The following is a 24,225-nucleotide window of genomic DNA, read 5'->3' as shown; positions in this document are numbered from 1 at the left end:
TGAAGGGTTTTAGGACTTGCATCGATCAGATTTCAAAAGCGATAAAGCTTCCTTCGTCATCAAAATCGGTTATATGGAGGACACGGTCTGAGAATGATTCTGCGACGGCTGTATCTTTCCCTATTGCTAAAGTCAGTACATTGAATTCCTTTTGTTTTTTCTTATCGTTAAATTCAATTAGAAAACTTTCCCTAATCTCGTCTTCTCCATCACTAACAAAAATGACATCTGCATGTTTGAATGTACTGTCTTCTATTACTTCAAGGGCACCTTGCAGTGACAGTGTAAAGTCTGTTCCCCCGCCCAAAAACGTTCTGGCAAGTCGTGCAAGTTCATTTGACGTGATCTTACCTTTAGTGAATACTTCTTTTTGAATGGTCGTAGAAAATAATAAAACGCATAAATCCCGGCGTTGTTTCTTGGCGATTGATAGAAGTGCCAAGATGAACCCTTTTGACTGATTATCAAGCAACTTCATACTTCCCGATTGATCAAGACAAAAAATAATTGGACCTTTGCCAAGATTCTTTCGCTTCTTCTGTTCAAACTGCATCGTGTTACCTTCTGCAAAGCGGCGCAAGAAATCTTTTTTCGTCGAGTCATTTGAATATAGTCCTAATTCCATCGGCAAGAGACGTTCCATTTCATTCCCATTAGTTACGCCACGCCTCTCGATCGCCTCCACATAGTTCGTCTTCTGCTTTTCACGCGCTACTTCTTGAAAACGTCCAGCCCACTCTGCAATTTCCTGCATTTTGGGATCCATCGCTACTTGATCGGCCACTACAAGTTGTTCACGCAACGGCACTTTCTTTAACTCTGCATCCCCTTTGCCAGCACTGCTACCTCCCATCAGAGAAATCAGGCTGTCTTTTACTTTGATTGACTCTTCAACCGCTTCATCGATCGCTTGCCAAAATCGTTTGCCATTCGTTTCAAGTGTTAATTCGAGCTGATCATTTAACTTATCCGTAGCATCGGCTAGTTCTTGAATAGGTCCATCTTCTATTTCGTCCTGTTGTTCATCCAAATGCTCAATCGGCACGTCATCTTGTAGCGCTTCTACGGCTTCCATTTTCTTCAGTAAGTCTTCATCCATAGCTTTTGCTTCCGCTAGCCATAAATTAATCATCCCAACCAATTTCACGGTACAGACAGTCGCGGCCAGATCGTCCAGGCGGGTGAAGTTTCTATATTCTTCAAAATGTTCATCTTTCATTAGCTTTTCTATAATGGTCTTGTTCGGTTTCAGTGCTGGATCCATTCCCTCTAGTAAAATCCGTGGTTTCATTTTATACAGTGATGCCCAAACATCACCAAGCAATGCTTCTGTAGTAGGTAATTGTCCTTCTTCCCTGACCTTTTGCAAACCATCTGACATCTCGAACAGTTCTTTAAAACGTCTTTTATCAAATGCATCTGTATTCAGTACGGAGCGATGATCTCTAATTATTTTACTTCTTTTCATAGAATATCACTCCTTTTACATTCTAAAGAAGACTCCATATTGCTCGCCATTTTCATCATTCTTTCCATTCGTTTCACCATAATAAGCAGCATCCATACGACTACTTTCCACTTCGTTTTTTAACGAAGTAATTTGTTTTAGTAAATGATCTACTTCTGACGCACGGCTTGCATTTTGCTCTTTCAACTCATTTAATTCCGTTGATAAAGCAGAAATTTTCTGGATTGCTTCCATACCCGCTTCAGTTGAATGATCACGTACTGCGGAATCATAGATTTCATTCGCTTCATTTTCAATGGCTGAAAGCTTTTGTGCTAATCCATCTTGTGAATGTCTGCGAACAATGTTGCAAACAGTCTCTTTTTGATCCAAAGTCTCCCAGAGTGCATTCTCAAGAATCACCATATCATCTGTCTGTACAGATTCTCTTTGATGGATCAAAGCTCTCGCTTGCAAGATACTCAAAGATTGTTTGAATCGACGATCAGACGGCTGAATTCCTTCGTCTTGAAGTTCTCTTCGAATGGTAGACAATGTCTCATATACTTCATCTGGAATATGCACCTTGTTAGTCATATTTTGAAGTTGCACTAGGTCGTCCAAATGCATCGTCGGAATTTCGACATGTTCACCTTCATCTTTCATCATCGATACAAAGTTAGATTCATCCGCGATGAAATTGATTTCGAAACGTAATAGGAAACGGTCAAATAAAGCTTCAAGTCCTTCGCCATCCTCTGGATATTCGTTGGAAGCGCCAATGACCGATATTAATGGTGCTTCAATCGGTTGTCCATCATTATAAAATAGTCTTTCGTTAATTAAAGTCAATAGACTGTTTAATATTGCAGAGTTTGCTTTAAAAATTTCATCCAAAAACACCAAATGTGCTTCCGGCATTTTAGTAGCAGTATTGCGCTTATATACACCTTCTTCTAAGTCTTTTAGCGACAGCGGTCCGAATACCTCTTCCGGGGTACTGAATCTTGTCAGTAACCATTGAAAATAAGACGTTCCATTCACAATCTTTGCTAACTCTACTGATAATGCTGATTTCGCTGTCCCTGCTGGCCCGATCATTAACATATGCTGTTTGGAAAGGAGAGCTACTAAAATTCCCTCTACTTCGTTTTCACGTTCAAAAAACTTTGCGTTTAGTGCTTTTTTTATTTCATGTAACTTTTTTATATTCATATCCATATAGACATCCCCTCAAATCATAATAACGAATCATTGTTCTCTTTATGTAACAGTGTGACTGTAATATGAGGATTTTAACCGCCTACACCGTAATTCTTTCATTGATCATGCAATAATTCATTTTATATTCTTGTCTAACTTTTCACATATAGTTAGAGTTCTGTGATTAGTAATTATTTACAGTAACCTATTTACTTCTCTTACCCCTTTTACCCCTTATTAACTCATCTCATTATTACTTTTATCAATATGTTTTCATAATACTATGCAAAGATTAGATACCAGCTAACGTACTTCGAGACAACCGCTGATCATGGAAAAAAGGCAATGATTCCGGTATCTCGATTAGTTAAATACAGTCATAATAAAAAGGCTACCCATGATGGGCAGCCTTTTCTTTGTAGGAATCTTAATACTATAGCGGGTCTACTACTACATCCCCATTCTGATCTAGTAAAGCAGTAATCCCACTTCTTGAACAACCCCCGAATGGAGATAGTTTACTCCCGTATTCCAATCAACTAAAACCGTTATTCTTGCAAGCGACGGGATGTCATCTGTTGATTTCACATAGAATCGCTTCTCTTTTTCTTCTTTTTGTCTCCAAACATATAAAACACCCTCTCTTTAGTCAACTTCCTACGGTAATCGCATTTCCTCTGTTTTGTAAAGTAGATACTATACTCAACGCTGCAAGATAGCTTGTTTTAGGGTTGTTTGGCATTGGCTCATTTTCAATTAATAAATTCATTTTGCCAAAATCACCTTTTGCTTCAATACTATGTGTGTTTCGTTGAATATTCGGATCTGCTATTACGCGTACTGCCGTTTTATCTGCGCCCAATCCTGCAATTGATAGAAGTAATGCAACATTGACGTTTTTAGGGAATTTTTCAATGGCATCTATTGCCATACCATCAAAAATGCATTCTTCTACATGCTTCACATCAAGTCCCAGTGATTGGTAGGACTTCCTAGTCGTAATGCGTACTTCCTGTAATCCACCAAGAGAATTTGCAGATTGCAGAAGATCCAGTCCACCAATCGCTCCTGAAGGTAGATATATATGTTGCTGATTCTTCCGCGCCACTTCTTTCATTTCATTTAAATACTCAATATTCTTAAATGTCCCAATACTACTCACTATCAGGTCTTTCTTATTGTCCAGCACTTCTTCCATATGCTCCATCGCAACTCTAATCGTTGCAGCTTCCACGACTACATCCATAGATGATTGAATGAATTTTTTAAAGTCTGTATAGAACTTTGCGCTATACTGTGATTCTAGCCTAGGTCCTACTTCTTGATTACGTCCGAATATCGAGACAATTTCAGCGTCTACTCTGCCATTCCTATTGATACTTTCTAATAGATACTGCGCAATATTGCCAGTTCCAATTATACCGATTTTCATTTTTACAACACCTCTTTCATCAGTATATATACTATTCCAAGAAATAGCTGACTTTCTATTACCATACCCTTCCCATACATAAACAACACAAGGAAGGAATAAGATGATACGGATTTAGATAGTTAAACTAGGGGGTATGTAGGGATGGCTGGTTATACAGATAATTACGAACGAGATACGTACGGTCTTATCGATTTTTGGATGCGCAATAACTTCGAACATGGAGAGTTTTTCGATCGAGAAATCAGTCACCACGAGCTGGAATTAGCACGCGCCAATCAAGAAATGATCGACCGCATGGGGAAAATCTTTAAAAAGACTGAATCCAAAACTGGCGATATCGGATTAATTATCGATGAGGCAAAAAGCTCTACAAAAGAATTCGCTGATCTACTAATTCACACGATGGACCGCGCATTGCATTGCGACGTTATTATTTCAACTCCTACTTCCCTTCTTGATCACATGATTCGAGAAGCTGAAGAAGCAGAACGTGTGTTCAAATTGATTGAAACGAACTCTTACATTACGCCAGCTGATGCGACACTGCATGAGAACAACTTCTGGCTTCGTCAAATGCTTGACCACCTCTTATTCATCAGTCATTACGTAGATGCTTCTAACTATGAATTACATGATCAAGTTCGCGCAATGACAAGGAAGTTTGAAAACCTACTGTTACAGGCTCAAGCTTTGAAAACGATCATCCGTAGACCACGCAATGAAGTTTCACCCGTGTTGAATACATTCAATCAAATGGTGATAAAAGAAGCAAAAGCACTGGAAGCTTTTAAGTTGGAATTAAGTGAACTGATTAAAGCATGTGCCGCCGTTACGACTGCCCCGCCTGATTTGTTAGAACATATTGCGAGAGAAGCCCACCATCTGTGGAAAAACCTCGAAGATCAGGTAGTAAACTAATTTTCATGAAAACATGACGAGAATTTACTCGTCGTGTTTTTTATCCTGTAAAAGTCTAGTCGATTAAAACGTTGTGTCATACGGAACGTAAAAGGATTAGATGATGACGAGGAAATCAGTACACTCAACCCTTTCTTACCTATAGATCGTGCATACATTATCATTCCAAAATTACTTGTTGATTACAAAGTAGCACGGGAAGCGAATCGACTTCCACGTAAATCACTATTTGTTAGTTTAGTCAGACCTTATTGGATTTGGGTGATTGCGACCGGGTTGCTGGTGTATTTCCGACCAACTCCTTTTGATATGGTGCCTGGTGGATCATCTCCAACATTTTACTGCTTATGCTAATCACGTATCGAGTTATGAACTATTGGAACACAAAGTCTTTACTTGCTCTAGATTGAATGGTAGTGATTTACGAGTAGGTATCCTCTAATCTTTGCAAAAAGGAGATTGTCTACGCTGATATAGCGTGACAATCTCCTTTTTTATTTCACTATGGTCACAGGACACCCTACATGCTTCATTACCTTATGACTGACGCTACCTAAAACCATTTCTTGAAATGAATTTAGACCACGGCTACCGATGACTAGTTTGTCAATTTTCTTTTCATTTACATAGTTGATTATTTCCTGGATAGGATTCCCTTTAAGCATGATTACTTTCGCATCCACAGCCGCTTCCTTTGCCATAGCTAAAATCGGATGCATCTTTTGTTCGCGTTTCAATGCTAGGCTTTCAGGGCTTTGTGATAGCAGTCTTTCATCTTTTGCCTTGCTAAGATCTTGTACATAAATAATCTCTAATGTAACTTTAGGCAAATATTCCGCTAGCATAATCGCATGTTTTGCGGCACGCATCGCATTTTCAGAACCATCAATCGCTACAGCAATTTTCATATCGTTCACTCCCTCACAATAGTTTTTCATATAATTGTTCACTTGATGAATTTAGCCCACGAATCGTGACTGCCATCCCTTTACTCTCGAGCTTAGTTATCACTTTTAAAATCGCACCCACTGCCGATTCATCCCACAGCTGACTGTTTTCAAAATCAATGACAATCTGTTTTTCATTTACATCATCAAATGCCTGAATAAACTTCGTCGTAGAAGCAAAAAATAATGGACCTTGTATTTTATAGATACCCTCTTCACTCGTTACTGAGACACGTGAGATCTTTGCAACGAAGAATAATGCACTTAGAACAACTCCGATTACAACACCTATCGCTAAGTTATGCGTGTATAAAATAATTACTACAGTAATCAGCATAACAATCGATTCTGAGCGTGGTGCAGATCGAAGAAATTTAAATGTTCCCCAGTTGAAAGTCGTTGCCGCCACCATAACCATGACACCCGCAAGAACAGGCATTGGAATTTTAACCACCAAGTCCCCTAATACAATAATCAAAAACATTAAAAATGCTCCAGCAGTCAATGTAGATAAACGACCTCTACCACCTGATTTGATATTGATCACCGATTGACCGATCAGCGCACACCCCGCCATTCCACCAAAAAAACCAGTGATGAAATTGGCAATACCTTGTCCGCGTGCTTCACGATTTTTATTACTCGGTGTATCTGTCATATCATCGAGCACTTGTGAAGTCAGCAATGACTCGAGTAACCCAACAATCGACAGCGCCAATGAATACGGTAAAATAATTTTCAACGTTTCAAAGTTCAATGGGATATCAGGGAAAAAGAATGTTGGTAACGAACTCGGCATCGTCCCTAAATCACCGATCGACTGCAACTTCACTCCACTGAACAGCGCAATTGCGGTCATAACAACAATTGCAATTAACGGAGCGGGTATCGCTGTGAAGAAACGCGGAACCGCATATACCAAAATCAATGTAGCAATCGCGAATACATACGTCATCGTACCTGAACCTACAAGGTAAGGTAGCTGTGTGATAAAGATCATAATTCCGAGCGCATTGACGAATCCTAGCATGACTGAATTTGGTATGAAGCGCATTAGATTGGCGACTCCTAGCGACCCTAAAATCAATTGAATAATACCTGTTAATATAGTCGCAGCCAGTACGTACTCTAGGCCATGATCAGCCATTAGACTGACAAGAACTAGTGCCATTGCACCTGTAGCAGCCGATATCAATCCGGGTCGACCCCCAACAAATGCAGTAATAACGGCAATAGTAAATGATGCATATAGCGCTACACGCGGATCAACCCCGACGATAAACGCAAAAGCCAATGCTTCCGGTATGAGCGCTAGTCCGACGACTATACCTGCCAATACATCAGCACGCACATTCCCAAACCATTGCTGTTGTAAAGTTTGCATATTGTTCCCCTCTCGTGATGTAAAAAAAATCAACTCAATGTTAGAATGTACACAGCATACCATTTACAGTCCCGTAAGTGAACAGTTTTGGGATGAAAGGAGTAAAAAATGAAGTATGGATATATCCGTCCGATTGTAGGTGATCAGCAAGCTGCTGAGCAGTTAGCAAATCTAACCATAGATATGATTTATTTAGAATCACATGGACTGGCTAAAAAACGAGTGGAGCTTGAACGACTACTCATGCATGCCCAAAGCGGAGACACATTGTACGTACAAAACATTGAGGTGTTAGCTGATTCACTTCAGCAATTGTTGGATATTTTACGGCTAGCAGAACGCGATCAACTCATTATTTATTTTGTAGATGAACAGTTAACTAGTCAAACACTGCAATCGGCTACATTGCTTCAAAATGTAGAGTTTTTCACAAAACTGCAAACAATCTTTCTCAGACACTCTTCTACATTTTTATTACAAGCCGCGAAACAACAAGGTAAAGCCATTGGTCGTCCAAGAAAGTCTGACGAGAACTTACAACGTGCTTTTGAAATGTATGATAGTAAGAATTTCACTTTATTTGATATCAAAGAAGAAACCGGTATTAGTAAATCAACACTTTACCGCTATTTAGACGAGCGGGCCGTGTCAACGTCGGATAGTAAATAACTTTTTACATCCGACCACTTTTGGTTATCGCGACTGACCTCCAGCTATAGTCTCCCCTCTTGATTTCACCACATAGGCTAGCTTATCCACATCACGTATTACTTCTTTCATCTTATTATTTTCTAAAACTAAGATAAAACTTATATTATAACCATTTTATAAAATGAGAAACTATACCTATATAACACTATATATAAATTTGGACTTTTAACCTATTCAATAGATATAAACTTCACTCGAATGTATAATAAAGTTAACTACTAAATAATACATATGGGAGATGAGATGGATGATTAGATTCAATAGTATTAGGGCAAAATTACTGACAGGCTTTTCTATTGTACTTGTATTGATAGTTCTACTGGGTATATTTATTTTCTCTACTTTGCAAGCGAACAATGCAGCAACGAAAAACATTCTAGAAAAAGAGTTGCCACTATTGATTGCAGATGAACAGTTGGCCCTCGCTATGGCGAACCGAATCGCCACCTCAAGAGGATATATTATGACTGGAGAATCAAGCTATAAAGATTTATTTGATACATACACAGAAGATAGTGTAAAGCATCAAGAAACTGTTAAAGGGATAGGGACTTCTAACGAAACATTGGACTTGATACAACGAACCGTCGAATGGCGAGAGTACATCACAGAAAATGTATTCGCTGAATATGAACGTGGTAACGAAGAGTTAGCTGAGCGTAATTTGTTGGCATCGAACGATGATGCACGCAGTTTAATGAACTCGTACGAAGAAGCAGCTGCAAATCGTGAAATGACCATCATTGATATTGAAAAGAATTTACTTTCAAGCGGAAATAACACATTAATTTTAGTTACTAGCTTGATAGCATTGGTGATTTTTTTAAGTTTGGTAGATGCTGTGATTACTGCCAACTCCATTTCCAAACCTCTTCACGTAGTCATGGAACGAATGAAACGTATCGCAGCTGGGAACTTAAGTAGTCCACCTCTAGAAACGAAGTTACAGGATGAAATTGGACAACTAATCGTATCCACAAATGAAATGAGTACTAATACGCACAATCTATTAGATGAGATACATATTGTGGCCCAAACGGTTTCATCTCAAAGTGAAGAACTGACACAATCTGCTGGGGAAATAAAAGCAGGTACTGCTCAGATCGCTACTACAATGGAAGACTTGGCATATGGTACCGAATCCCAAGCTACTAACGCAAGTAGTTTATCTACTACAATGGAAGCCTTTGTCTCAAAAGTAATGGATGCCAATGAAAATGGTACCTATATTCACCAATCATCCAATGAAGTGCTGAACATGACAAGTGCTGGAAGTGACGCCATGAATTTCTCATTAAAACAGATGAAGATTATTGATCAAATCGTCCATGACGCAGTTGTAAATGTAGAAGGTTTAGACAAACATACACAACAAATTTCCCAACTTGTTTTGGTTATACAAGGAATTGCCGCACAAACTAATTTGTTAGCATTAAATGCTGCAATCGAAGCAGCTCGGGCTGGAGAACATGGTAAAGGATTTGCCGTAGTAGCAGATGAAGTACGGACTCTGGCAGAACAATCGTCCGCATCCGTTACAAATATCACCGAAATCGTCAACCGAATTCAAACGGAGTCCAGTATGGTTACAAATTCATTGCAAGAAGGATATAAGCAAGTAGAAGAAGGTACAAACCAAATTGAGCGCACAAGCGAAACTTTTGATCAGATCAGTGAAGCCGTGACGGAGATGGTCAATCGGATACAGAATATTTCGGCCGACCTTCAAAATATATCGGAAAATAGTCAGGAAATGAGCGGTTCAATCGAAGAGATTGCGGCGATTACTGAGGAGTCTGCTGCCGGTGTGGAACAAACATCGGCATCCTCACAACAGGCAAGCAGTGCAATGGAAGAAATAGCGAGTAATTCCAATGATTTAGCTCAATTGGCTGAAGAACTTAATAATCTTGTACGAAAATTCATCTTATAACAGGTAAAAAGCGTCTGTAACTATGCAGACGCTTTTACGTAATTCACTTTATTTATAATGTTCCAGAAAGCCTGCTTTCCATGGCCCATTTCTGTTCTTCCACTTCGCCTTCGCTTATCCACATTTTCATATCTTCGTATAGCGGTTCTTCTACCATTATTCATTATAAATTTCTTCCTTTTTATGTCTTTATTACAATTCTCATCAGACGAATTCACTTTGTACTTCCCAGACATCTTTCACTACTATTAAAATCTTGTTTTAGTTGGTTTCTTCATCGGCGCTTTGTTCATCAAATAGGAGATAAACGTATCATCTTCCAGATGCGGATTGGACGAGTTCAGCAAAACCGCAAGATTTTTTGCATCGTCGAGTGCTCTGTGGGCATTATGCACTTGAATTCGGTGCGCTCTCAGCAATTGTTGCAGTTTACCGTTCTCAAAGCCGTAATTCTTCCATTTGATTTGTCGGACGGAGCAATACCAGTCCATGTCGAGCGTTTCAGGCAATAGTCGACTAACGAATCCCCTATCAAATGATGCGTTATGCGCTACTATACCGTCTGCTTGATCTAGTATTTTCAAGATTCTATCCATATCCAATGACTTCCCTCTTACCATCTGATCGGTAATGCCTGTGAGATTCGTAATGGTCGGAGAGATGGAATAGAACGGTTCTTGAAACTCGCAATACTCATCAGCCACCCGAATAATACGATTATCCTCATACTCTCCTAGCATAACGCCTAACTCGATCACTTCACTCGCCTCGGCACTCATACCTGTCGTTTCCACGTCAATAAATGCTATATGTTTCGTCATGTAAAAACTCCTTTTACACTCTATTTACATTATATTAAGAACACAATTAAGATTATTTCTATCCTTTTAGTATATCAGGATTTCACTAGTATTTGTTCAATTTAAACTGTAAGCAGTTCATTGAAACGTGTAGTAATTTCTTAAGTTGCCAGACAATTCAACGTGCTGTATACTAGGTTTACTTACATAATTGTCCAGACGGGTGCTTGAGAGAATCAGGCTGAGATAGCAGATTAATCCACTGCTGACCGTTAATCTGATCTGGGTAATGCCAGCGTAGAGAGCGTGTTCGATGGAACTATACAGGAATCTCTTTCCTTCCTCGGCCGTCTGCTCTTCAGACGGCTTTTTTGTATAAAAAATAACTAGGAGTGGAAGAGTTTGAAGAAGTTAAAGTTTACCGATTTGTTGATCACCATCATGATTGGCGTAGTGTTTGGGGTACTGATGAAATTTTGGGATGATTTATACACTGTCATCAAACCGATCATGCCTGTCGCACGTCAACTGCTTTACGGCATGTGGTTCATGGTAGGACCATTTGCCTTTTTATTATTGCGAAAGCCTGGTACTGCATTCATCGCAAGTCTGGCAGGGGCTTCCTTGTCTGCGTTTGCCGGACATGGTATTGAGGTTTTGATGTATGGATTTGCACAGGGTCTTGCTGCGGAATTACTGTTTGCTGCATTCCGTTATAGACGCTATTCCATTTTAATCGCCGGGTTAGCAGGTATCGCTTCATGCCTTGCAAGTTTCGGACTCGATTTAATTTACGGGTACGCAGCACTCGAAACATGGGCACTCATTGTGAAATACGGATTGCGTACAATCAGCGCATTCATCTTCACAGGTATTTTCGCTGTATTTATTGTAAGAGCGCTAGAAGCAACAGGCGTGACATCGTTAATTCGACCTGTTGATAAGAAAGAATATACGTTGCTTGATCAGTAAACGCGGAGGAATGATCCAACTATGAAAAACATCAGCGTTACCGATTTACGATTAAAGTTTCCAGGAGAAGATGCTTTGCTCTTTAAAGACCTCTCCTTCTCTGTGCAGCCTGGTGAAAAAGTTCTCATGCTCGGTCCTAGTGGTTGCGGGAAATCTACTTTACTCCAAGTATTGAGCGGCATTATACCAAACTCTATCGAACTGCCAATGAAAGCAACAGACATTCAGTTGCCTAACTCATGGGGATTCGTTTTCCAAGACCCGGATACACAGTTCTGTATGACATATGTCGATGAGGAACTTGCTTTCGTATTGGAGAATCTTCAAGTTCCGCGTGAAGAAATGTCCCTTCTTATTGAAGAGGTATTGAAACGTGTAGACTTGCATTTGAAAGACCCACATACGTCCATCAATGAAATGTCGCAAGGTATGAAGCAGCGGTTAGCATTAGCTTCTGTATTATTACTGGAACCTGACGTGCTATTTTTGGATGAACCATCTGCATTACTGGATCCAGAAGGCACGCAACAAATTTGGTCTTCTATTAAAGAAGCAACCGCTGATAAAACCGTGATTATCGTGGAACATAAAATTGATTTGATTGCGGACTGGGTTGATCGCGTAGTGCTGTTTAATGATCATGGGGTTATGATAGCAGACGGTTCGCCTGCAGAGATCTTCGCACACTTTCAGGAAGAACTGAAACGTTATGGTATTTGGTATCCAGGGGTATGGGAAGAATATAAAACGTCTGAAGCATTTCAATCGATGATGATCAATCGTCAAGCAGTTACATCCGAGGAGAAAATTCAGATTCAGGACTTTCACGGCTATCGTGGTCAAGTGGAGAAGATTTCTGTCAAACGGGCGACCGTACAGGCTGGTGACTGGATTACGATTGTTGGAGAAAATGGTTCTGGTAAAAGTACATTGCTCTTATCACTCATGCAATTACTTCGGACTGACGGTGTTTACGAGGTGAACGGCATATCCATTGTGTGGAAAAAGAAGAAGCGCCATCTGCCGAAAGGTCTTTCACTTGTCTTTCAAAATCCCGAACTGCAATTTGTGACGAACTCAATTACGGAAGAGTTAACAGTCTCTTTGCACGATATGCCAAAAGCTGATGCAGATCGTTATGCGAAGGAATTGATACGCTTATTTAACTTACCTGATTCTGTTTCACGCCACCCTTATCAGCTATCTACGGGTCAAAAGCGTCGTTTGAGTGTAGCAACTGCTCTCACTCCTGATACAGATATCTTATTGCTCGATGAACCTACTTTTGGACAGGACGCACGAAACACATTCACCATTCTTGAGAAGCTGGAACAGTTGCGCATTGAAGGCATGACCATTTTGATGGTTACGCATGATACGGAAATTGTAGAGAGCTTCGCCACTGCCGTTTGGACTATAGTGGACGGCGTACTGCATACGGCTAATATACCAGGAGGTGCAAAGCATGTTCAATTGGTTCACACCTAAACGCGAGACCTGGTTATTCCGAGTCAATCCCGCACTAAAATTCATCGTATTTTTTGCGTTCTTGATTATTACGCTTGTGAATCAAAGTTTGCCTTTCGCTATCTCACAAGCAGTTTTATATGGAATATTGTTTTATGTATTCAGCGGTTATTCATTGAAGAAACTTTCAATACTTTCGATTCCGTTAGTCATTTCTTTCCTATCTACTGGATTGACGATGTTGTTGTTCGGTAAGGGGGAAGCGGTGCTTTGGCAATTGGGGCTGTTCAAGATTTCCGAAGAGAGCATTCAACATGCGCTTTTGCTCGGAAGTAAGTCCCTTTCATTCGGATTCGTCGGCTTTACGTTTATCTTAACGATCCAACCCGTACTATTCTTTTATGCTATGATGCAGCAGTTTCGTCTACCATCCAAATATGCATATAGTTTTATTGCGGCTTTTCGTTTAATTCCTGCTGTAACTGAAGAGCTGCAAATTCGCAGGAATGCGTTGAAAGTACGGAATATCCAGTTTTCAAAAGGGATAAAGGGGTTGTATGAGCGATTGCAATCCTATACCGTCCCTCTATTTGCCCAAAGTATACGTCGCGCACAACGCATTGCAGTTGCGATGGAAGCAAAACAGTATCAGATGGGTGCTGCCAGGACGTATTATTATCCTACACGGTATAATGGAATAGATATGGTTTTTGTACTTGTCATGATAAGTAGTTTATCTTCAGCCTATTTACTATCAATTTATCAATAATTATTCGATAAGCCACACATAAAATATGTAACCACAGTAAAAGAGAGCACAGATCTAGTTCAGATCCTGTGCTCTCTTTTCATTACACCCGCTGATGATCTGCTCTCCAAGACTTTACGGATTTCTTAATTTCATCAGGCGATAGCTCTTCAATCACTGCCCGATCCACAAGCTCCACGTACTCTTCATCTGAAGCAAATCGTAATGCAATCAATTGTGACTTCGTCAATCTTGTAGATAAACGGTTACCCGTCAACATAAAGTAACGAAGCTGTTCTTCTGTGACGATTAATCGATCTTGCAAAGACAGCGCATAAACACGTGCAAGCATTCCTGGAATAATAGCGAGAACGATGATAGCGAATAATAACAGAGTCTACATTGAGAACCGTGTTTTACAAATTGATAAGCTCCATAGATCGCTGTTGTCAAAAGCAATAGAATGCTTAACGGCAACCAAATATAGTGTTGCAAAGGTGTTACGCGTGTATGGCTTTCATAGGATTGCTCTTTCATCTTGCCCCCTTAAATACTTACAGGGGTATCATATTCTATTTAGTACTAGATGCGTATGTCATTGCTCAAAGTTAGGGTAATCGTTTTGATTAATCACGAGACCCATTCCGTCTTACAGAGACAGACTCAACGGATTTAGCAACTGTATACATTTTTAATAGTTAGAATTTTTAGTATTGACAAATCATATATATTTTATTATATTAAACCTACTATAACAATAAGAATTAAAGGAGTTGTTCTCTATGAAACTTTCAACAAAAATCACTGTCGGTCTCGTGTCCGGCATTATTTTCGGAATTATTCTAAATATCTTTCTCCCACAAGCAGTACCGCAATTGAATGAATACGTACTTTCCCCGATCGGTAAAGTTTTCCTGAACTTAATCCAGTTCGTAGTAGTACCCATTGTATTCACATCATTGATTGTGGGTTTCTCTAGTATAGACAACTCTGAAAAAGTTGGACGGTTAACAGGAAAGCTATTATTCCTTTACATCAGCACAAGCATTCTTGCTCTTGTCATTGGCTACATCACCGCTTCAGTATTGAAACCGGGGAACATGGTAGATGGTTTAGTTGAAGTGGCAGCCGGAGAGGCAAAGGAAGGACAAGGTATTCTTGAATGGTTGATTTCGATAGTTCCTACCAATCCATTCGAAGCATTTGCAACAGGGAATTTGTTACAGATTATCTTCACAGCAATTATTGTTGTCATCGGAATTCGTATGGCTGGCAGTCACGCAAAACCATTTCTTTCATTCGTAGAGAGCGTACACGCTATCGTAGAAAAGGTTACGATGCTTGTTCTGAAGTTATCGCCAATAGGTGTTTTCGCCTTAATCAGTTCCGTCATTGCCACACAAGGTTTTGATATTGTACAGAAATTATTTGTTTATATCTTAGGACTAATCTTAGCTTTGACACTGATGGCAATTGCTTACTTCATTATTCTAAGCTTCCTACACGTCTCTCCAAAGCACTTTTGGAAGAGCTTCCAGCCGACATTCGGCATCGCATTCGGTACCGCGAGCTCTAATGCAGCATTACCGGTTGCTATTGAAAACAGCAAAAAAGAATTTAAAATGAGGGAAGAGATTGCAGGCTTTGCAATACCCTTAGGAACTGCCTTGAAGCGTGACGGTGCTTGTATTTTACAGACATTCAATGCATTATTCGTTGCTCAGCTATTTAACATCCAACTTAGTGGCGCACAAATCCTAGCGATCATTGTCAGTGCACTTGTCGTGTCATTTAGTACAGCAGGTGTTCCAGGGGCAGGTATCATTATGATGTCTACCGTACTTGCTGCCGCCAATTTACCTCTTGCGGGTATTGCGCTTGTAGCTGGAGTGGATCGTTTGACTGATGGCTTCCGCACATTGTTGAACGTATTTGGTAATACAGCCAATGCAGTGATACTAGATAAGTGGGAAGGAAATTCTTCAATTACCGATATGAAAGTGCATAGCCCAGAACCAGTATACGCAGATACTAAAAGACTCTAAAAAAACTGCCATAGCATATCTGTAGGATATGCTATGGCAGTTTTGCTTTATATTATTTATTTAATTATCGTGACAGAGCTGTTCACATGTTTAATTACTTTTTGACTGACACTACCCATTACTAAATTTTTAAGTAATCGCAAGCCTCGACTACTAAGGATGAGGTGATCAATTTCATTATTGTTTACATGCTTAATGATTTGCTGGTGCGGATTTCCTTGAAGTACTGTGACTTCCGCTACTATTCCCTTATCTTTTACTAACTTCAACGCAGATTGCAACTTCTTCTTTTGATACTTATCAAGACTATTAGGACTTTGTTTTAATAATCGCTCATCTTCTTTATTGAAGTCGATGACATGGATCAATTCTAGTTTCGCTTCAGAAAATTGTTCCATTAACATAATCGCATAATCTGTTGCCCGCAATGCATTATCTGAGCCATCTACCGCCACAGCAATCTTCATGATAAAACCTCCTACTACTACTTTCTTCAATTTTTCAATTGAGATCTTCTTTCAGCTTCTGTCACCGACATAACATTCCATTCTCATGTTCTATACCCTTTTAACGGATCATGTAGTCCAGTACTAAATATCTGCTCTAACAATCCAAAACCATTCTACCAATTACTTAACAAAAATCCAACTATCTGCTTCTTAAAAAACAAAAATTCCTATCTACATTAAAAATCGTCAAAAAGTCTACTATACAGACTATATGACGACGTCTTTTATTTGACGATAGTTACTGGACAATTTGCTTTCTCCATAACACTTCGGCTTACACTACCCAGTATCACTTCTTGCATTATGTTCATTCCACGGCTACCAAGCACTAATTGTTCAACATTTCCCATATGCAGATAATTGATAATTTCTTGATCCGGGTTCCCTCGTAAAAACGTGATAGTCGTCTTCACTCCGGCTTTTTCCGCCAACTCTACTACGGGTCTTACCATTCGATCTTGATACAAGGATAAACTTTTAAGGTTTTGCAATAGGAGTTGTTCATCTTCTACTTTGTTATAGTCCGTTACAGAAATCACTTCAAGCTCTGCGTCTTGTGCGTTCTTTAAAAGTGTCAGTGCATATTTCGCTGCACGAAAAGCATGTTCTGAACCATCTACAGCTACAGCAATTTTCATACTAACAGCCTCCCTAGCATTTAGAATACTTACTATTATTAGTATATATCAGAACTCTAGAGTATTCAGTGTTCTAACTGCTTTTCTTATCCGGTTAATTTGAATTTGCAAAGAATGAATATATCTACAAAAAACGTTAACTCATAGTATATGAATTAACGTTTTGACATGATTTAAAATGAAATTATGCGAGCAATAAGCGGTTGGCAAGCAATCTGCCTCGAACTATAATACCAGCCCACGCTGCCAGAAACGCTTTGATGAAGCCACCAATTAAAAATGGAACAAAGCCTGCCATGATCGCGGCTGTCCACGAAAGTTCCGCGATAAACTTTAGCCAAACTGTACCAAACGCTAACGCAACGAACATTCCAAGTATATTGGCGATGATCGCATTGGGTAGTTTGAAACTTGTGCGCTCCATATAATAACCCGTAATGAATGCCGTTGGAATAAAACCAATAAGAAATCCACCAGTAGGTCCAAAGATTACACCTAACCCCGAAGACATACCTGAGAATACTGGCATACCTACCGCTCCCATCGCTAAATATACTAGTACAGAGATCGTTCCATAACGTGAACCTAAAATCGTCGCTGCTAAACCGACTGCAAGTGTTTGTCCTGTAATCGGAACGAGTGGTAGTGGAATTGTCAGCTGTGCCATAATACCAATAATGGCTGCAAATAACGCAGTTACAATCATCATTTTCAAATTATTTCTCGAATCCATCATTTCTCTAATCCCCTTTAAGTAAACCGTTATGAAAGTAGCGTTGACATTGATTTTATAGTATAAAAATAGTTGTGTCAATGCTTTTTAGTAGCTTGTTTACTCAAAGGGTAGCGTAATCAATTACTATGTTTCAGAGTTTTTATACATCCATCATGCTTTCAGCTACTGCAGGTAATAAGCCACCTTGCAGATATGCATCTTTTTCCATCATGTTATCAATTCTAAGTAATACAGTAAATTGAACGGCTTCCCCGTTCAGCCGGACTGCTGTCATTTTGCAGCGCTGCCCAGGAACGAATGTACGATCTTCCACATCGAGCGTATATGTTTCTGTTCCATCCAAGCCGAGCACAGACACAGATTCTCCTTCTACAAATTGAAGAGGCAGCACTCCCATGCCCGATAGATTACTACGGTGAATGCGCTCAAAGCTTTCAGCAAGCACCACTTTCACACCAAGCAGCGAAGTACCCTTTGCCGCCCAGTCCCGCGAACTTCCCGTTCCGTACTCTTTCCCTGCCAATACAATTAAATTACGCTGTTCTTCTTCGTATCGCTGTGCCGCTTCAAATACTGTAACTTGTTCTCCTGTACCCCTGTGTATTGTATAGCCACCTTCTACACCGGGGATGAGTTGGTTGCGAAGACGTATATTCGCAAACGTACCGCGCATCATCACATGATGATTTCCTCTGCGGGCACCATAGTTATTGTAAGAACGCGGACTGATTCCCTTATTTGATAAAAATTTTCCCGCCTCACTATTTATCGGAATTTGCCCTGCCGGTGAAATGTGATCTGTTGTGATAGAATCACCCAGCATCAGCAGTGGAATCATCTTCTCGGTGTTTTTTGTAATGGATACGTTATGAACCTTATCAAAATAAGGTGCACGTTGAATATACGTTGAGTCTGGATCCCAGTTATAAAGCATACCCTCCGTAGCCGTTATCGATTCCCAAGTTTCATTCGAATAAATACCTGCGTATTCTTCACGAAACAGTGAAGCGTCAACAGTTTCCGCAATCACTTCTTGCACTATTTCCGTAGAAGGCCATACGTCCGCTAAATAAACTGGTTGTCCTTCTGTTCCTATGCCGATTGGTTCGCTATAAAAGTCGATATCGATACGCCCTGCCAGTGCATAGGCAACAACTAGTGGAGGTGAAGCTAAATAATTTGCACGGATCAGTGGATGTACACGCCCTTCAAAATTTCGGTTCCCACTTAAAATAGACGCCGCTACCAAATCATTTTCTGCTATAGCTTCTTCTGCTTCTGGCATCAGAGAGCCGCTATTGCCACAGCATGTAGCGCAACCATAGCCATCTACGAAAAATCCAAGTTGCTCTAGCGATGTTAGTAATTCTGCCTTCTCTAAATAACGTGTGACGACTCGAGAGCCAGGTGTCAACGTCGTTTTGACATACGAAGGTACGTGTAAGCCCTTTTCCACAGCACATGCAGCTAATAAGCCTGCTGCCACCATGACTGATGGATTGGATGTATTAGTGCAACTCGTAATAGAAGCCAGCACAATAGACCCGTCCTGTATACCCTTCGCAGTTTTCACACGTTGCTTGTCGTATCCACCGTCAGCAACTGATTTCACCAAAACAGTTTCAAACGACTGCTTCATATCAATTAGTGCCACTGTATCTTGGGGCCTTTTCGGTCCACTGACCGTCGGTACAATAGTAGCCAAATCTAGCTCCACTGTTTCTGAAAACCGTGGAGTTATAGATGCTTCATCCATAAATAAGCCTTGAGCACGTAGGTATCCTTCCACTAAAGGAACAGCATCCTCACGTCCTGTTTGACGAAAATATTCCATTGTTCGCTCATCAGTCGGAAAGAAGCTCATAGTAGCGCCATATTCAGGCGCCATATTAGCTATTGTTGCACGATCAGTTACAGGTATCTGACGTAGGCCTTCACCGTAAAACTCCACAAACTTCCCAACGACCCCTTTTTTTCGTAAGGTATTCGTAACCGTTAACGCAAGGTCCGTTGCCGTTACACCATCAGCTAATGAACCCGTCAGCTCCACTCCTACTACATCTGGAATCGTAAAGTATAATGGCTGTCCTAGCATGGCAGACTCAGCTTCGATTCCACCTACACCCCAACCTACTATTCCAACTCCATTAATCATCGGTGTATGCGAATCCGTGCCAACTAAAGAATCGGGGTACAACCATCTTCTATCATTGTATGTTTCCATTCTAACTCCTGTAGCTAAGTACTCCAAATTCACTTGATGAACAATACCGTTTGCCGGCGGTACGACATGGAAGTTTTCAAAGCTTTTCTGTGCCCAACGCACAAACGAATATCGTTCTGCATTTCGTTCATATTCAATGGACAGATTTTGTTCAAACGCCTCCTGATCACCTGAGTGTTCGATAATAACTGAATGATCGATTACCAAATCAACAGGAATTTGAGGATTGACTACTAGAGGATTGCCACCACGTGCGGCTACCGCATCCCGCATAGAAGCCAGATCCACAATAGCCGGAATCCCTGTGAAATCCTGAAAAACAATACGTGCTGGTTTAAAAGGTACTTCTTGGCCCTCAGTCCCACCTGACCAATTTGCCAGTACAGCGATATGTTCATCTGTTATGTATAGTCCGTCAGCATGACGAACTGCAGATTCAAGTAGCAACCTAATTGTATAAGGCAAGCTATTTATTGTATCAAAACCAAACCTTTTCAACTTCTTTAATGAAACATAGCTGTATTGCTGCCCATCAATCGTTAACTCTTCGCGCAGTGTATCACGATGCCATTCGCAGTGCCTTTTCATACCGTAGTCCCCCTTCGTCTTCTATTATGAGTCAGTCAAAATTACAGCCAACTTGGTACATAACATTGTCCCTCTAGTATTCTTCTGGCTGTACGATCTAAGCCAACTGCAGCGACATCTTTACCATCTTCCGTTAATTCCACAGTCACTTCTGCTATACCATCGGGATGACCTATTCGTATGTTTTGGAGCTGCTTCTGCTCGCTCGACGTGTAACAATCATTCGGAATCGTGCCATCTATCAATAATGTGGAGGCTAAGTTGTATAGACCACTACCGGCAAACGTCCGATGAAATTTCCCCATGGAAATCATTCTAGCTATGATGTCAATTTCCTCTGCTTTGACCTCAACACCTGACGTAGTAAAATAATCGCGTGGCGGTGCAACTAGTGCGATCTTCGGTATCGAAGGTACTTCCTTGGCCGCCTCGATAGTTTCAGCCATGCCTGCAGAAACGGCACCTTGGACACGTAATGTTTCAAGCTGCGTGAGCAAGTGTTGGTTTTGACTGAGTATATCGTTCGACTCTGAACCATCCAATCCAAAATCTTGTGCGTTTACAAAAATAAACGGATTAACAATATCACTAATAGTCACCGAAAATTTTTGTTCATCCGCCACTAACTCTGAACGCATTTCAGCAGGAAATGTAGTGCCCGTTTTACCACCGCCCGGAGACAAAATCGAGACGCTGATTTTTGCACCCGTATGCACAATTCCGGCCATTAAATAATCTCCATCCACTTGAACTGCTCCATCTACTATTGGAACTTCAATCCGCACCAAACGGTTAATATTATGATTCAGGACTGTCACATCACACATTCCGTCAGTTAAAGGAAGTATCGCCAATCCTTCATCTATCGCATAAGCTCCAACCGCTGCCATTAAGTTCCCACACGTTCCTGCTGAATCTACAATAGCCTCTCCAATTCCTACTTGGTAGAATGTGTACGCAAGACACGCTTGTTCACTGTCAGTTTCATGAATAACAATTACTTTGCTCGTATGAGAGGTACCGCTCCCAAGACCGTTTACTTGGGACGGATTATACGCATCGATCGCAGACATAAATATATGTTCTTGCGCACTCTTCGATTTCGGTAAGTCACTTTCCTTAAAGAACACACCTCTACTCGTACCGCCGCGATAGACTGTACACGGCACAGCTTTTTGTTTCATAGCGAGTTCCTCCTTCACTCTGGAATGATTGTTTTGGCGATTTTCCCATCTAATGACTCGTATTTTTCCAACTCTATCGTTTCGTATAATTCACGACGTGTCTGCATTTGATCGAGCACATCCACTTGCGTCCCTTTATCAAAAATTTCCTGAAATACTATTTCAAATGCTTTCGCAGCTGCACGTAAAGAAGTAACAGGATAAATAACCATTGAGAAACCAAAATTCTGAAATTCTTCCGCTGTATGGTATTCCGTCCGTCCAAACTCTGTCATATTAGCCAGCAGCGGCACATCAAATGCAGCTCCCACTTTTTCGAATTCTTCTTTTGTTGTCAACGCTTCCGGGAATAACGCATCTGCTCCTGCTTCAACATATAATTTCATCCGTTCAATAGCAGCATCGAGTCCTTCAACTGACAGTGCATCCGTTCTTGCCACCACCACTAATGAAGGAGCCACTTCTTTAATTGCACGAATCTTCGCTGCCATCTCATCGGCAGGAATTAACTTCTTGCCATTTAAATGCCCACACTTTTTCGGCAAATCTTGGTCCTCAATTTGTACGGCCGCTACATTTGCTTCGACCATTTCTTTAGCTGTTCGCGCAACATTCAGCACACCGCCGAACCCAGTATCGATATCTACTAAAATAGGTAAATTCGTTGCACGCACTAATTCTCTTGCACGTTCCGCCACTTCCTGCGAATGCAAAATCCCAAGATCGGGTAAACCTCGGCTTGCAGTAAATGCCGCACCGGATAAATACAATGCCTCAAAGCCTACTTTTTTTGCAGTCAAGGCTGCCATCCCGTCATGCGCACCCATGATTTTCAAAATTTCTGTTTTACGAATAGCAGTTGAAAACTCTCCTGCCAGTTCCTTCTGTGTTTTCTGTTCTTGAACTAACCAAGTCATCCACAATTCCCCTTTTCTTTTAAGAATAAAATACCATCCAATATCCATAAATTGAAGCGAGAACGACGAGCAGCCAAATGATAAATGCACCTGATCCCAGTCGCAGTAAATCACGCTTCGTGAAATAACCGTATTCATAACTGATTAAATGTATTGGTGATTGCGTTATTAAAACAAAGCCTGGGATCCCCATTAAGAATACGCCCATTGATAAGTATAGTGGGTCATGCGCGGGGAATGCTTCGCCTATCGCTAACGTTACAGGTAGCATAATTGTTAAAAAACCAAGTACATTGACGAAAAATAGTCTTAGTAAAGCCGTAACTAGCAACAGTGATAAAACCACCAAGAAATACGAATCCATCGATAGCAAATTGATTAACTGGGAAGCAAACCATTTCACTGCACCTGTCTTAATCAACATGCTCGATAACATCAACGTCGCTGCAAAGAACAGTAATAAATCCCAGCCAATCTTTTTCTTTGCCGTCTCCCATTGCCAGATCCCCGTAACCGGAAGTATTGTCAATATCGCACCAAACAGTGCAACTAGCGAGACCGAAAAGCCATGTAGACTTCCCGTCATCCACAATATTACGGTCAATCCAAGAATCGCAAGAACTTTCCATTCGTTACGTGACATATGCCCGAGCGCATGTATTTTATCACCAATTACTCTTTCAAGTTCTGCACCGTCAATCTGTTCAGGTGGGAATACTAAAAGAAAGAGCAGAAATAATAACAATAAAAACACGGTGATAGGAGGTCCCATATATAAAATCCAGCTCACGTAATCGAGCCCTTCCGTCATATCGCCCAGCAACCCATAAGCATATAGCGTCGAGCTAGCACCCGTTGCCACTATCGCCCCTGATATCGGTACAATGAGCGTTAAGCCGACGAATAAAGACTTTGCTAACCTTTCCACGGTACCCAACGTCTGTAAATGCTTGACGATGCTATCTAGTACTGATGATACTAGACTCGCTTTTCCTACATTGGACGGAATGAACAGAGATAAGATGAACATTAGGATGAATGAGAAAAACACTAGCAAACGGCTCGAGCCTTTCGATAAGGAAAGTAGTTTCAATGACAAGCGGCTGGCGAGTCCCGATTCGATGAATGCACCTGCTAAAATGAACGTCGAAAATAGCAACCAGACAATCTCTGAAGCAAAATAACTCAATGTTTCTTCATACGTAAAGAAGTGCACTGAGAGCAATAACATCAGCAACAAGGAGCTGAATGCTAAAGGAAAGACCCCACCAATCCAAAGAACTTGGATAATGATGAGGCATGCGATGGCACGTAATACTTCTGTTGTCTCCACTAGAGGAGACAACGTCATGATATATAGCAACACACTAAAAGAGAATAATAGTTTTTTCTGTTTTGTCATCGCTGTCATACAATCAC

General features: G+C 40.6%; 20 protein-coding genes, 1 pseudogene and 1 riboswitch. Of the genes and pseudogenes, 7 read left to right on the top strand and 14 right to left on the bottom strand.

Going from position 1 to position 24,225, the window contains the following annotated elements:
* Nucleotides 1-25: 25 nt before the first annotated feature.
* The 3 genes from CSV80_RS10430 to nadX form a co-directional block, all read right to left on the bottom strand.
* Nucleotides 26-1,468, bottom strand: a complete 1,443-nt coding sequence (locus CSV80_RS10430) for a VWA domain-containing protein (RefSeq protein ID WP_099670796.1) — start codon at nt 1,466-1,468, stop codon at nt 26-28.
* Nucleotides 1,469-1,483: 15 nt separating this feature from the next.
* Nucleotides 1,484-2,668, bottom strand: a complete 1,185-nt coding sequence (locus CSV80_RS10425) for an AAA family ATPase (RefSeq protein ID WP_099670795.1) — start codon at nt 2,666-2,668, stop codon at nt 1,484-1,486.
* Nucleotides 2,669-3,299: 631 nt separating this feature from the next.
* Complete coding sequence (gene nadX, locus CSV80_RS10420) at nt 3,300-4,082, bottom strand: aspartate dehydrogenase (RefSeq protein ID WP_099670794.1); 783 nt, start codon at nt 4,080-4,082, stop codon at nt 3,300-3,302.
* 144 nt (nt 4,083-4,226) lie between these two features.
* Here nadX and CSV80_RS10415 point away from each other — a divergent pair, with 144 nt between their 5' ends.
* Nucleotides 4,227-5,003, top strand: a complete 777-nt coding sequence (locus CSV80_RS10415; RefSeq protein ID WP_099670793.1) for a DUF2935 domain-containing protein — start codon at nt 4,227-4,229, stop codon at nt 5,001-5,003.
* A 494-nt stretch (nt 5,004-5,497) separates the two neighbouring features.
* Here the strand turns inward: CSV80_RS10415 and CSV80_RS10410 are convergent, their stop codons facing one another.
* Both CSV80_RS10410 and CSV80_RS10405 read right to left on the bottom strand, forming a co-directional pair.
* Entirely contained in the window at nt 5,498-5,911 is a 414-nt protein-coding gene (locus CSV80_RS10410; protein ID WP_099670861.1) for a universal stress protein, read from the bottom strand.
* A 13-nt stretch (nt 5,912-5,924) separates the two neighbouring features.
* Nucleotides 5,925-7,334, bottom strand: coding sequence for a SulP family inorganic anion transporter (locus tag CSV80_RS10405; protein ID WP_099670792.1), 1,410 nt, complete (start codon nt 7,332-7,334; stop codon nt 5,925-5,927).
* A 108-nt stretch (nt 7,335-7,442) separates the two neighbouring features.
* Here CSV80_RS10405 and CSV80_RS10400 point away from each other — a divergent pair, with 108 nt between their 5' ends.
* Both CSV80_RS10400 and CSV80_RS10395 read left to right on the top strand, forming a co-directional pair.
* Nucleotides 7,443-8,003, top strand: coding sequence for a recombinase family protein (locus CSV80_RS10400; RefSeq protein WP_099670791.1), 561 nt, complete (start codon nt 7,443-7,445; stop codon nt 8,001-8,003).
* 289 nt (nt 8,004-8,292) lie between these two features.
* On the top strand, nt 8,293-9,978 hold the full coding sequence (locus CSV80_RS10395; RefSeq protein WP_099670790.1) for a methyl-accepting chemotaxis protein: 1,686 nt from the start codon (nt 8,293-8,295) through the stop codon (nt 9,976-9,978).
* Between the two features lie 248 nt (nt 9,979-10,226).
* Here CSV80_RS10395 and CSV80_RS10390 read toward each other — a convergent pair whose 3' ends face one another.
* Nucleotides 10,227-10,799, bottom strand: a complete 573-nt coding sequence (locus CSV80_RS10390) for an exonuclease domain-containing protein (protein ID WP_099670789.1) — start codon at nt 10,797-10,799, stop codon at nt 10,227-10,229.
* A gap of 188 nt (nt 10,800-10,987) precedes the next feature.
* Nucleotides 10,988-11,100, top strand: a riboswitch (TPP riboswitch).
* An 80-nt stretch (nt 11,101-11,180) separates the two neighbouring features.
* On the opposite strand from CSV80_RS10390, the gene CSV80_RS10385 reads away from it, so the two are divergent.
* The 3 genes from CSV80_RS10385 to CSV80_RS10375 are packed head-to-tail and all read left to right on the top strand — an operon-like array spanning nt 11,181 to nt 13,986.
* The gene (locus CSV80_RS10385) at nt 11,181-11,750 is read left to right on the top strand and encodes an ECF transporter S component (RefSeq protein ID WP_233201568.1); all 570 of its coding nucleotides are present in this window, start codon (nt 11,181-11,183) and stop codon (nt 11,748-11,750) included.
* A gap of 21 nt (nt 11,751-11,771) precedes the next feature.
* On the top strand, nt 11,772-13,238 hold the full coding sequence (locus CSV80_RS10380; RefSeq protein WP_099670788.1) for an ABC transporter ATP-binding protein: 1,467 nt from the start codon (nt 11,772-11,774) through the stop codon (nt 13,236-13,238).
* Complete coding sequence (locus CSV80_RS10375) at nt 13,216-13,986, top strand: energy-coupling factor transporter transmembrane component T family protein (RefSeq protein WP_099670787.1); 771 nt, start codon at nt 13,216-13,218, stop codon at nt 13,984-13,986. The genes CSV80_RS10380 and CSV80_RS10375 overlap by 23 nt, the downstream gene beginning before the upstream one ends.
* 82 nt (nt 13,987-14,068) lie before the next feature.
* Here CSV80_RS10375 and CSV80_RS10370 read toward each other — a convergent pair.
* Nucleotides 14,069-14,502, bottom strand: a pseudogene (locus tag CSV80_RS10370) (DUF6526 family protein).
* A 245-nt stretch (nt 14,503-14,747) separates the two neighbouring features.
* Here CSV80_RS10370 and CSV80_RS10365 point away from each other — a divergent pair.
* Nucleotides 14,748-16,010 carry a dicarboxylate/amino acid:cation symporter gene (locus tag CSV80_RS10365; protein WP_099670786.1) on the top strand — a complete coding sequence of 421 codons (1,263 nt, stop codon included), beginning with the start codon at nt 14,748-14,750 and terminating at the stop codon, nt 16,008-16,010.
* A gap of 56 nt (nt 16,011-16,066) precedes the next feature.
* On the opposite strand, the gene CSV80_RS10360 is transcribed toward CSV80_RS10365, so the two are convergent.
* The 7 genes from CSV80_RS10360 to CSV80_RS10330 form a co-directional block, all read right to left on the bottom strand.
* Nucleotides 16,067-16,477, bottom strand: coding sequence for a universal stress protein (locus tag CSV80_RS10360; protein ID WP_099670785.1), 411 nt, complete (start codon nt 16,475-16,477; stop codon nt 16,067-16,069).
* 266 nt (nt 16,478-16,743) lie between these two features.
* Nucleotides 16,744-17,157, bottom strand: coding sequence for a universal stress protein (locus CSV80_RS10355; protein WP_099670784.1), 414 nt, complete (start codon nt 17,155-17,157; stop codon nt 16,744-16,746).
* 184 nt (nt 17,158-17,341) lie between these two features.
* Complete coding sequence (locus tag CSV80_RS10350) at nt 17,342-17,893, bottom strand: biotin transporter BioY (protein WP_099670783.1); 552 nt, start codon at nt 17,891-17,893, stop codon at nt 17,342-17,344.
* 139 nt (nt 17,894-18,032) lie between these two features.
* A complete protein-coding gene (gene acnA, locus CSV80_RS10345) occupies nt 18,033-20,705 on the bottom strand; it encodes an aconitate hydratase AcnA (protein ID WP_099670782.1) in 2,673 nt (890 codons plus the stop codon).
* Between the two features lie 41 nt (nt 20,706-20,746).
* Complete coding sequence (locus CSV80_RS10340; RefSeq protein ID WP_099670781.1) at nt 20,747-21,889, bottom strand: PrpF domain-containing protein; 1,143 nt, start codon at nt 21,887-21,889, stop codon at nt 20,747-20,749.
* 14 nt (nt 21,890-21,903) lie between these two features.
* Nucleotides 21,904-22,806: a methylisocitrate lyase gene (gene prpB, locus CSV80_RS10335; RefSeq protein WP_099670780.1), complete on the bottom strand. Its 903-nt coding sequence runs from the start codon at nt 22,804-22,806 to the stop codon at nt 21,904-21,906.
* A 19-nt stretch (nt 22,807-22,825) separates the two neighbouring features.
* Entirely contained in the window at nt 22,826-24,217 is a 1,392-nt protein-coding gene (locus CSV80_RS10330; protein WP_233201567.1) for an SLC13 family permease, read from the bottom strand.
* Nucleotides 24,218-24,225: the final 8 nt, after the last annotated feature.

The organism is Sporosarcina sp. P12(2017) (assembly GCF_002743035.1).
Taxonomy (GTDB): Bacteria; Bacillota; Bacilli; order Bacillales_A; family Planococcaceae; genus Sporosarcina; species Sporosarcina ureae.
This window is presented reverse-complemented; position numbering and strand designations above follow the sequence as displayed.